The 10,566-nt window shown below is 62.7% G+C and carries 8 protein-coding genes and 3 pseudogenes; 7 read left to right on the forward strand and 4 right to left on the reverse strand.

Features of this window, described 5'->3' with window-relative positions; genetic code table 11:
• Positions 1 to 375: IS66 family transposase (locus tag EP26_RS27445; protein WP_043343777.1), on the reverse strand; the 375-nt coding region annotated here is incomplete at its 3' end.
• Between the two features lie 36 nt (positions 376 to 411).
• On the opposite strand from EP26_RS27445, the gene EP26_RS27450 reads away from it, so the two are divergent.
• Positions 412 to 2,025: an ISL3 family transposase gene (locus EP26_RS27450; RefSeq protein ID WP_043343786.1), complete on the forward strand. Its 1,614-nt coding sequence runs from the start codon at positions 412 to 414 to the stop codon at positions 2,023 to 2,025.
• A gap of 81 nt (positions 2,026 to 2,106) precedes the next feature.
• Here the strand turns inward: EP26_RS27450 and istA are convergent.
• Both istA and EP26_RS37845 read right to left on the reverse strand, forming a co-directional pair.
• Positions 2,107 to 2,961, reverse strand: a pseudogene (gene istA / locus EP26_RS27455) (IS21 family transposase); the annotation flags it as partial.
• A 114-nt stretch (positions 2,962 to 3,075) separates the two neighbouring features.
• A pseudogene (locus tag EP26_RS37845) lies at positions 3,076 to 3,251 on the reverse strand (transposase); the annotation flags it as partial.
• Positions 3,252 to 3,779: 528 nt separating this feature from the next.
• Here EP26_RS37845 and EP26_RS33905 point away from each other — a divergent pair.
• The 6 genes from EP26_RS33905 to EP26_RS27480 all read left to right on the forward strand — a co-directional run bounded on the left by EP26_RS33905 (position 3,780) and on the right by EP26_RS27480 (position 10,266).
• Complete coding sequence (locus EP26_RS33905) at positions 3,780 to 5,108, forward strand: FkbM family methyltransferase (RefSeq protein WP_084113058.1); 1,329 nt, start codon at positions 3,780 to 3,782, stop codon at positions 5,106 to 5,108.
• A gap of 8 nt (positions 5,109 to 5,116) precedes the next feature.
• Entirely contained in the window at positions 5,117 to 5,755 is a 639-nt protein-coding gene (locus EP26_RS33910; protein WP_211259582.1) for an acetyltransferase, read from the forward strand.
• Positions 5,752 to 6,789 (forward strand): glycosyltransferase family 4 protein, encoded by a 1,038-nt coding sequence (locus EP26_RS27470; RefSeq protein ID WP_043343783.1) that lies wholly within the window; start codon positions 5,752 to 5,754, stop codon positions 6,787 to 6,789. Before EP26_RS33910 ends, EP26_RS27470 begins: the two co-directional genes overlap by 4 nt.
• Positions 6,786 to 7,823, forward strand: a complete 1,038-nt coding sequence (locus EP26_RS27475) for a glycosyltransferase family 4 protein (protein WP_043343785.1) — start codon at positions 6,786 to 6,788, stop codon at positions 7,821 to 7,823. The genes EP26_RS27470 and EP26_RS27475 overlap by 4 nt, the downstream gene beginning before the upstream one ends.
• Before the next feature lie 200 nt (positions 7,824 to 8,023).
• Complete coding sequence (locus EP26_RS35630) at positions 8,024 to 9,121, forward strand: glycosyltransferase family protein (RefSeq protein WP_157033855.1); 1,098 nt, start codon at positions 8,024 to 8,026, stop codon at positions 9,119 to 9,121.
• A complete protein-coding gene (locus EP26_RS27480) occupies positions 9,118 to 10,266 on the forward strand; it encodes a DegT/DnrJ/EryC1/StrS family aminotransferase (RefSeq protein WP_052389760.1) in 1,149 nt (382 codons plus the stop codon). Before EP26_RS35630 ends, EP26_RS27480 begins: the two co-directional genes overlap by 4 nt.
• A gap of 33 nt (positions 10,267 to 10,299) precedes the next feature.
• Here EP26_RS27480 and EP26_RS37005 read toward each other — a convergent pair.
• A pseudogene (locus EP26_RS37005) lies at positions 10,300 to 10,566 on the reverse strand (IS701 family transposase); the annotation flags it as partial.

The raw sequence follows: 10,566 nt of genomic DNA on the forward strand, positions 1-10,566 counted from the left end.
CATCTCCAACTGGCCATCCTCGAGGTAGCGGCAGAGCCCATCCCAGTGCCGCAGACCATAGCGGATGGCGTTGGCCAAGGCCGAACCCTGGCTGACCAGGTCCAGCTGCGCCTCCAGCCAGGGGCGGAGCGCCTGGACCAGGGGTGCGCTACGGGCCTGACGCGCTGCTCGCCGCGTCTCGGGCAGCTGGCGCCGGATCTCGCGCTCGATGCCGTACAGCGCGCCGATGCGCAGCAGGGCCTCGGCGGCGATCGGCGAGCCGTTATGGGCGTGGATCTTGTGAAAGCGCCGGCGCAGATGGCTCCAGCAGAAGGCCAGCGTGACCGCGCTGTCCTTTCGGCCGAGGCTCGTCGTTCCGGGGCAGAGTGAGCACATTGAGGGGGTACGTTCCTCTTCCCTGAAGTCTGATTGGTGTCGAAGCGCCTTCTTCCGCTCATTCCAGCAGGGCTGCTGGTCCAGCAGATCCTGCCTTCCCCCGAACTCCTCACCATCGTTGTCGCCCCGCGTGAGCCTTGGGCAGCCTGTCCGGCCTGCGGCAAGCCGTCCTGGCGGGTTCACAGCCGGTACGACCGCATCCTCAACGACCTGCCTTGGCAGGGGCAGCCGGTCCGGCTGCGCGTCCAGGCCCGGCGCTTCCGCTGCCTGCAGCCGGAGTGCCGGCGCCTGACCTTCGCCGAGCCCCTGGCCGACACGGCGCTGCCCGCTGCTCGCCGGACAGGACGGTTGGACGATCTCCAGCGGCATCTCGGCCTCGCCGCCGGCGGCGAGGTCGGCTCGCGGCTGGCGGCGCGCTTGGCCATACCGGTCAGCGCCGACACGCTGCTGCGGATGGCGCGCCGCACTGGCGCCGCACCGCAGCCCAGACCGCCTGTCCGGGTGCTGGCGGTCGACGAATGGGCTTGGCGCCGCGGCCACCGGTACGGAACGGTGCTGGTCGACCTCGAGCGCAACCGAGTGGCCGACCTCCTCCCCGACCGCAACGCCGAGAGCCTGGCAGCGTGGCTGAAGGCCAACCCAGGCGTGGCGGTGGTCGCCCGCGACCGGGCCGGCGTCTATGCCGACGGCATTCGGCAGGGTGCATCCGATGCCGTCGAGGTCACGGATCGCTGGCACCTGCTGCGCAACCTCGGTGACGCCGTGCATGCCGCGGCCGAGCGCCACCATGCGGCGGCGCGCCGGGTTGCGCGAGAGGTGATGCAGCAGACCGGGGCACCCAGCACTCCACCCACGACTGCCAGTGCCCGGCCACGCGCTACAGGGCGCCGGAGCGCCGCGGCAAGCGCGCGGCGGCAGGGCCGGTTCGACGAGGCAGCACGGCTGCACGCGGCGGGCGCCTCGTTGAGCGCGATCTCCCGCCAACTCGGCGCCGACCGCAAGACGCTGCGGGGGTGGCTCTGCGCCGGCGCTATGCCGTCCTGGCAGCAGCCCCGGCGCGGTAGCTTGCTCGACCCGTACCGTGACCACCTGGAGCGCCGCTGGGCTGAGGGGTGTCACAACGCCGCCCGGCTGTGGCGGGAACTGAAGGAGCTGGGCTTCGCCGGCCGCGGCGCCATCGTCCGCAGCTGGGCAACGGAGCGTCGCGGGGCGGAGCCGCACGGAACCCGGGCGCCCCGGACCGCCGGCGGCAAGCCATGGCGGCCGCCCTCAGGCCGACGTGTGGCGCGGCTGCTGATGGCCGAGTCCCGGACCCTGTCGCAGCCGGACCGGACCTTCGCTGCCAAGCTGCTTGAGGAGGTGCCTGCGCTTGCAGCCACGGCTGCTGCCGCGAAGCGGCTTACAGGCGTCCTCCGAAAGAAGAGCGAGGAGACTCTGGCAGATGTCCTCGCCGTCGCAGAGCGAACTCACCTCTCCAACTTCGTCGCCGAACTGCGGCGGGACATCACCGCCGTCGAGGCCGCACTCCGCCTGCCATGGACGACGAGCCCGGCTGAGGGACAAATCTGCCGCATCAAAATGATCAAGCGCACCATGTGCGGCCGAGCGGGCTTTGCACTGCTTCGTGCCCGCGTGATGCACGCCGCCTGACGGCGTCACGGCAGCACGGGAAATGCGGGAGAGCCAATTTTCAGCCAGCACTTCCGGGGAGCAGTCATCCAGCCGCTACACCCCGTGCTGAAGTTCACTCCAGCGCTCGATGCAGCGGGCCTCCAGCCATGTGTTGAGGGAGGGTAGGTCCTCGAACGACGGCATGTCCTGCCAGATTTGCCGCCGAGCGTCCTGGACGTTTTTCTCGACCTGACCTTTCTCCCAACCCGAGGCCGGACTACAGAACGTCGCCTCGAACAAGTAGTGGCTGGCCATGGCCTGGAACCGCACGTTGACCTGCCGGATCTTGCCCTTGCCGACGCGGTCGACAGCGGTTTTCATATTGTCGAAGATGCCGCGGCGCGGAACCCCGCCCAGCACGCGGAATGCCTCGGCCAGGGCGTCGAACAGCATCTCGTGGGTCTGCAGCTTGTAGGCCCGGATGACGAAGGCCCGGCTGTGCGACAGCTTGGTATGGGCAGCCTGCAGCTTGAGCCGCTTGCCGCCCACCGTCGCCCAGTCCTCGCTCCAGTCGAACTGGAACGCCTCGCCGGGCTAGAAGGCGAGCGGCACGAACACCCCGCGCCCGGTGGTCCGCTGCGCCATCTCCCGTCCCACCTGCCAGCGCCGGACAAAGGCCGCAACCCATGCGTAGGAGCCACCATAATCCAGAGCGACCAGGTCCGCGTCGATCCGCCGCACCGTTCGGCGCCCCTTGCGTCCCTTGCCCGCCTCCACCCGCAGCCACTCCGACAGCTTGTCGGCGAACCGGTCCAGGTGGCTTGGGCGCTCGGGAACCTTGAACCTCACCTCCACGGCATCCGACCGCAGGTACTTGCGGATCGTGTTCCGCGACAGGCCCGTCCGCCGCTCGATCTCGCGGATTGGGATGCCATCCCGGTGATGCCACCGCCGGATAACGCTCAACAACTCCATGTCGATCACTCCGATTACCCCAACCATCCGGTCGAGGAGGTGAACAGACACGGGTCATTTCTCGGCGAAAACTTCGGCCCCTCCCGGGTCAGCTCTCAATGCAAATCAACACATCACCCCATTCAGCACCGCGCACGTCAATCGTCCGCTTGTTGCCGCCGCCCTTCGCACCCGGAATCAAAGGGCTGATCATCGCGTTGAAGGCGGTGCCTTCAACCCTCGTCGGTCAGATCACTCGGGTAGCGGAGCTTGCTGCGGTCGTATTTCGGCCGGTTCTCGGGTGTCCACATGCACGCTCTTCTTCCAGCAATCGCCGCCAAGAGCCAATCACAACCGATTCAGATCATTCGATCTGTTCCCGGATGGACACTTACTGACAATCTCCAAGGAGGGTCCACCGTCCTGAAAACCAATGGGCAGCGCCAACTGAATGGCTACAGCCGCATCCTCGACGAGACGGCGATCAGCATGAGGGTGGTCACTCACACCGCCCTCCTCTCTTATCATCAGCAAGGCCGGAGGACGGGCACTGTATGGTCGTGAAACAGCGCCTCTGTTCCAACAATCCACTAAAACGCGAATAATCCGAGCCATGTTATTCGATATGACGATTATGAGCGCGTCTTGGTCCAATTTCCAGACGCTTTCCGCCCTAAGACCGCCTTTGACGCGGCTTCCCCTCTTGGGATTGTGCGAACTAGGATGGTAGATGACGCCCGCGTTTAGGAGAGCGACGTCAGTCTGCAGGGACGGACGCAAGCAGCCTGAGCCCACATTGAAGCGCGGCTCTTTGGCAGCTGCTATTTTCTGGGGACAAAATGCCTTCGGACACGAAGTCTGGCGAGACTGATGACACCCTGACGCACCGTGATGCGGTACCGATCAAGCGTCGCATAAAGCGCTTGGCTCTTCGGGTCCTGCGACCCATTGGCGCACCTTTCTTGAATCGTTTGCAATTTCGCATGCAGTACGCGGCAGAGCAGGCCGTGGTCCGGGCCGGCGCGTCACAACAGCAGCAGACGGAGGCAAGCCTGCAGCGCATCCAGGCCATTCAGAGCAACCTTCTATCAGGGTTCGATGCCATAATGTCGCGGCTGGACACCCTATCCGCCCGCCTAGATAGCCCACCCACCCGCCTGGACAGCCTACCTTGGCCCTTGGAAAGTGTGGCATTCCGCATCGATATGATGCAACTCGGCCTCGATGCCGTGCGCTCCGATCAGGCAGTAATAGCCCAACAAGCACAGGATCAGCTGGCTGCCCTGCTCGCGCGAGACAATCCGGAAGTCGCCCTTACTCAGATGCAAACGCTTTTAGGAATCCTGGTCAGCCGCTTAGACTACACCAGGGAACGGAACGCCATCCCTCTCGGATCTGAGATCCTGTTGCGTGTCCCCGATGGCTTCTTGCTCGTTCCCGCCGAAGATCCGCTTTTGCTCAGTTGTCTCTGGGACGCTGCGGGTCGCCTGGAGCCAGGCACGATCAAGGTACTGACGGCTCTCGTCAAGCCAGGCGACCATGTCGTCGATGTTGGCGCGCATATCGGCTTGACCGTTCTTCCTGTTGCACGCTGCGTTGGACCAAACGGGCGCGTCATTGCCGTTGAGCCAGGATCACGCACCGCTGCGCTGTTGCAGCAAAACTTGGCCCTCAATGGCTTAACCGATCGGGTCATCTTGCACGCCTTCGCCGCTGGAGAAGCTCCCGGTGTCGCTCAGCTCAATATCGGGCAGGTGTTAGGCCACTCCTCTTTGATCAGCCTGCCGGAGGCCCACCATACCGAAGAGGTGCAGATCAGGCCGATCGATGCCTTAGTGGAGCCCGGTGAGCGCATCCGGCTGGTCAAGATCGATACCGAGGGTTTCGAGCCTCAAGTGTGGAAAGGCATGCAGCGAGTGATCCGCGACAACCAGGAACTTGCTGTGCTGGTTGAGTTCGGTCCCTCGCATCTGCAGCGAGCTGGCATCTCGCCGCAACTCTGGCTCCATGAATTCCTGGCCCCCGGCTTTACCGCTTATGAGGTGAATGAGACCGACGGCACCATAGCGCCGCTGCGACCCCTGACGGATCTTGCTGCTGTTGCATCTCTAAATCTTCTCCTACTCCGCCAGCCGCCCAGCCATGTGCCGGATCTGCAATTCGCATGAGGCAGGCAATGCTCCTTCGGGTCGTCATCATTGGTGCCGGCGGCCACGCCAAGGTCATCATAGAGGCTGTACGTGCGCAGGGCGGCGAGGTTGTTGGACTGGTGGCCCAAGCCAATGATTCAGCGCCGGTGCTTGGCGCCCCCATCCTGGGTGGCGATGAGGTGTTGCCCGCTCTGCGTGCGCAAAGCCTTGATGCGGCGATTATAGCGATTGGCAACAACGCGCTCCGGGAGCGGCTTGGCCGCAAGGCGCAGAGCCTGGGTTTCGCCTTGCCCCATGTGGTGCATCCGACAGCCTTCCTGTCTCCCAGCGCACGGCTGGGGGCCGGTGTCGTGGTGATGGCACGCGCGGTTGTCGGGACCGATACATCGGTTGCTGATCTGGCCATCATCAACACGGCTGCCGCCGTTGACCATGATAATAGTATCGGCCTGGCGGCTCATATCGCGCCGGGCTGTGCCCTGGCCGGTACAGTGCGCGTTGGCGCACGTGCCTTGGTCGGTGTTGGTAGTGCCTTGCGTCCCGGTATTCGCGTCGGCGCCGACGCCATCATCGGTGCAGGCTCTACCGTGGTCGCGGATGTGCCAGATGCCGCCATGGTTGGCGGAGCACCAGCGAGACCGCTACGGCGGCGGGATTCCCTATGAAGATTGGCATTGTGTCTACGGCTGTGCCGCTGATCTTTGGTGGCGGCCGCTTTATCGTCGACTGGCTGCAGGAGAAGCTGCTTGAACACGGCCATAACGTCGAGGTCGTCTACTTGCCCTATACCGATGAGGTGGACCAGATCCTGCCACAAATGGCAGCGTTTCGGATGATCAAGCTGGACGATTATTTTGAGCGGGTTATCACCATCCGTCCGCCCGCGCATATGGTGCAGCATCCTCGCAAGGTGGTGTGGTTTATACATCATCTGCGGTTTCTTTATGATCTATGGCAGACTCCATATTGTCCTGTGGCAGATGATCCAGCAGGACAAGCTTTGCGCGCTGCCGTGATGGCGGCTGACACAGCAGCGCTGGGGGAAGCTCATCGTCTTTTTACCAACTCACGTGTCGTTGGTAATCGACTGCGCCACTTCAATAAGCTCGACAGCGAAATCCTTTATCCGCCCATCTTGCGACCAGAAATCTTTCGTGCTGGAACTTATGGTGACGAGATCGTCAGTGTCTGCCGCGTACAGCATCACAAACGTCAACACCTTTTGGTAGAAGCCATGGCGCATACCAGGACGCCAGTACGACTCCGGCTGTGCGGCGCCTCTACAGATCCAGCCTATGTTGCCGAGCTACACAACAGCGCACGACGCTTGAACGTCGCCGACCGCATCACCTTCGAGACCCGCTGGATTAGCGAACAGGAGAAGGCAGAGCGATTGGCAACAGCTCTGGCCTCAGCCTATCTCCCGTTCGATGAAGACAGCTATGGCTATCCTACTATCGAGGCTGCTCATGCGCGGCGCTGCACCCTGACCGTCTCCGACTCAGGTGGCGTGCCCGAGTTCGTCACCGATGGTGTGACCGGCCTCATTTCGAACCCACAGCCCGCGGCCGTGGCGCAATCCTTTGACTGCCTCTACACCAACCGCCTGCTGGCTCAGCGCCTCGGAGAGGCGGCAAGCGAACGCGTTGCGGAGCTCGGGATCACCTGGGACCGGGTGATTGCGAAGTTGCTGGCATGAAAATTCTCGTTATCAGTACCATGGTGCCCTTTGTCCGCGGCGGCGCAGAAGAGCTTTTCGATCACCTGGTACGCAACCTGCAGGCAACTCCGGGTGTCGAGGCAGAGGGCTTTCGCATTCCCTTCACATGGGACCCAGCCGAACGTCTTCTCGATGAGATGCTCATTGCACGGCACCTGCGCTTAGATCATATCGATCGGGTGATCGCCCTGAAATTTCCCGCCTACCTGATCCCTTGGCCTAACAAGGTGCTGTGGCTGCTGCACCAATACCGCCAAGCCTACGATCTCTTGGATGCGGGACAAAGCAACATCCCTGCAGATATCCGAGGGCAGCAGATCATTGCAGCCATTCGAGCGGCCGATAATGTGGCCTTCAGCGAGGCTGTTCGGATTCACACCAATGCGCCCATTACTTCGCGCCGACTGCTGCACTACAACAAAGTAGGTAGTAGTGTGCTGCGGCCGCCGCTCAATGATCCAGAGTTGTTTCTTGGCGGTGACAGCGAGGGATATATCTTGGCCACGGGCCGTATAAATGCCGGCAAGCGACAGCACCTGCTAGTGCGCGCCTTGCGCTATGCGCCGTACGCACGCCTGGTGGTGGCTGGGCCGCCGGATACAGCGGCTGATGCCGCTAGGCTACGCCAGCTCGTTCGTGAGGAAGGCGTAGAGAGTCGGGTCACACTCGATCTGCGCTTCCTTCCCCGAACAGAACTGGCGCACCTTGTTAACCAAGCGCTGGCTGTGGCTTATTTGCCTTTTGATGAAGACTCCTTGGGTTACTGCACGATGGAAGCGTTTCAGGCGGCCAAGCCAGTGCTGAGCGTGACAGATGCCGGTGGCGTGCTGGATATCGTGCGCAACGGGGAGACTGGGCTGGTCACCATGCCTGACCCGGAGGCGTTGGGTGCAGCGCTGGCCACGCTCACAGCCAATCCGGGCCGGGCCGCCCGGCTTGGACGGGCGGGCCGGGCTGCGATGGATGCTGAGGCCCTGAACTGGCAGGCAACTATCGAAAAGCTACTGGCGTGAGCGGGCTCAGGATCGGCTGGGCGGCCCCGTGGAACATGCGCTCCGCTATCGCGCAGTCTGCCGCAGAGGTCGCAGTTGAGCTTTGCCGGCAAGGCCATAGTTTGACCGTATTGCGGACCGAGACCGGACCGGCACTTGACCTACCGCCACGGCCAGCACCGGGGGCTATCCGCAACCTAGTCGACTGTTCGGAGCTCGAGTTGCGCGAAGCTTTCGACATTGTGGTGGCGCATATTGGCGACCATGCCGGGTTTCACGGCGCGCTGCCCGCGGCCATGCAGCGGGTTGACATGGTTGGCGTCTTCCATGACGCGTTCATCGCCAACCTGGCCTTTGGTTGCCTCGATGGTGATGCGGCCGCATTGCGTGCAGTCTTACGACAAAGCTATGGTGAAGACAGCTGGCCAGTTGGCCAGACCTTCTTGCACGACACTGCTGATGTGGCGCGACGGCGGCCGATGCTGGAGTGGCTGGCGCAGCGAACCATCGGTGCGGTCGCGCATGCTAAGCACTATGCGGCGCGGCTGGGTCGGGTTTGTCTAGGACCAACGGCCGTGATCCCGCTGGCCTTCACCGTGCCGGATCTGCCACCATCACCGGCACCTTGGAACCGAATCACCATCGGTGTTGTTGGACATGCCAATCCGAACAAACGGATTGATCAGCTGATCTTGGCCATTGGCGCCTCGCCATATTTGCGGTCCTGCTGCCGCATCCGAGTCATTGGTGAAGCCTCCGACGACATGCGGGCGCGGCTGAACCAGCTGGCGCAGACCGCTCGTATCCTGCCGCTCGAGATCACCGGCTGGGTTACTGATGACGAGCTGCGCTGGCAACTGCGTGACGTTGATATCATGTCCTGCCTGCGTAATCCGGTGCTGGAGGGGGCCTCGGCATCACTAATCCTGGCACTGCGATCGGGGCGACCAACGCTGGTCACTTGGCATGGTAGCTATGCGGAGGTGCCGCCTCATCTGGTATTGGGCTGTTCGCCAGAGCGCGAAGCCTATGACGTGATGCGTCACCTGGAGAATTTTCACCGCGCTCCGGCATTACTCTTAGCCATGGGGCGGCAGGCGCAGGATTTTGCTGAAAGCCATTACTCCCCGGCGACCTACAGCCAAGCCCTAGTCAGCTTGTTGCACAAAGCGCTATCTAACCGACCACGCTCAGCCGCTAAGCGGCGGCTGACAACAACATTGACTGGTTTTGGGCTGGCCTTAGAAGATGCGGCAGTGACCCGAGCTCATACTGCTCTGGATGAGCTACTCAGTCGAGAGGGGAGGATAGTATCTTGAACACGCCAAAGCGGGCACCGCTTCCGGTCAGGGGCCGGATTCCAGTGTATCAACCCGATCTTACCGGCAATGAGCGGCGCTATGTGCTGGAATGTATCGATTCCAGCTGGATTTCGTCACTTGGTACCTTCATTGGCAGGTTCGAGGCTGCCGTGGCCGAGACCACCGGTGCACGACAGGGCATCGCCGTGTGCAATGGCACGGTAGCCCTGCACCTGGCGCTGCATTGCCTTGACATCGGCCCGGGTGATGAGGTGATCGTTCCGACCTTTACCTACATCTCCTCGGTCAACACCATCGTCCAAACAGGTGCCACGCCGGTGTTCGCCGACAGTTTAGCTAGCGATTGGTTGCTGGATCCGGCCGACGTGGAGCGGCGGATCACGCCGCGAACCAAGGCCATCCTGCCGGTGCACCTGTACGGCGCGGCGTGCGATATGCGGGCGATCATGGCAATCGCGCAGCACCACCAGCTCAAGGTGGTCGAGGACTGTGCCGAGGCTCTGGGCACCCACATCAACGGGCAACATGTCGGCACCTTTGGCGATATCGGAACCTTTAGCTTTTTTGGCAATAAGACGGTGACCACCGGCGAGGGTGGCATGGTCATCGCCAATGACGAGACACTCGCGGCCCGTCTCCGCATGACCAAGGGTCAGGGGCAGTCTCTAACCCGGCGCTACTGGCATGAAATTTTGGGCTTCAACTACCGGATGACCAATATCGCTGCGGCAATTGGCCTTGGTCAGATTGAGAAGTTGGACGCTGTGCTGGCGCGCAAGCGGGCGATCGCTGAGCTTTACCGGCGCCTTACAAAGCACTTGCCGGTGACCTTTCAGGTGTCCGATCCAGATGTCACCAGCTCAAACTGGCTGGTCAGCCTGCTTCTGCCCCCGGGTACCGACCGGGAGCGGCTGATGCAGGCGATGAGCGACCAGGAAATCGACACGCGTCCGGTTTTCTACTGCGCCAGCACCATGCCGATGTATGCCAGCCAGGAGCGCTTCCCGGTGGCCGAGAATATTGCCGCCCGTGGTCTGTCTTTGCCCAGCTATCCCCTGCTCTCCGATGAGGATGTGACCCGGGTAGTCGACGCCCTGGTCAAGGGGTTGCAGGCCCAGGGGTTGGCCGGATCAGCAGGCTAGCACTACCTGGGCAGTCTAAAGTCAGGCGGCGGCCTAAGCTTGCGCCTGCAGTGCGGACATCGGATCGGCGTGATCAGGTCGGCAAACAGCCGCGTCATGATGGCACGGCGTAGAGCTGGCAGGCTCGGCGATGGTGGCGGTCCCGGAACCTGACCCGGCATTTTTCCCCGACCCCGTCGTGCGCTGCGCGGCGAGGCGAAGGTGCTGCAGATAGGCAAAGGCGATGCAGGTCATCAGCTCGTGTCGGTGCAGCCCAGTCCAGGACCGTCCCTCGAAGTGCCCTAAGCCCAGCTCCCCCTT

It is taken from the genome of Belnapia moabensis DSM 16746 (assembly GCF_000745835.1).
Classification (GTDB): domain Bacteria; phylum Pseudomonadota; class Alphaproteobacteria; order Acetobacterales; family Acetobacteraceae; genus Belnapia; species Belnapia moabensis.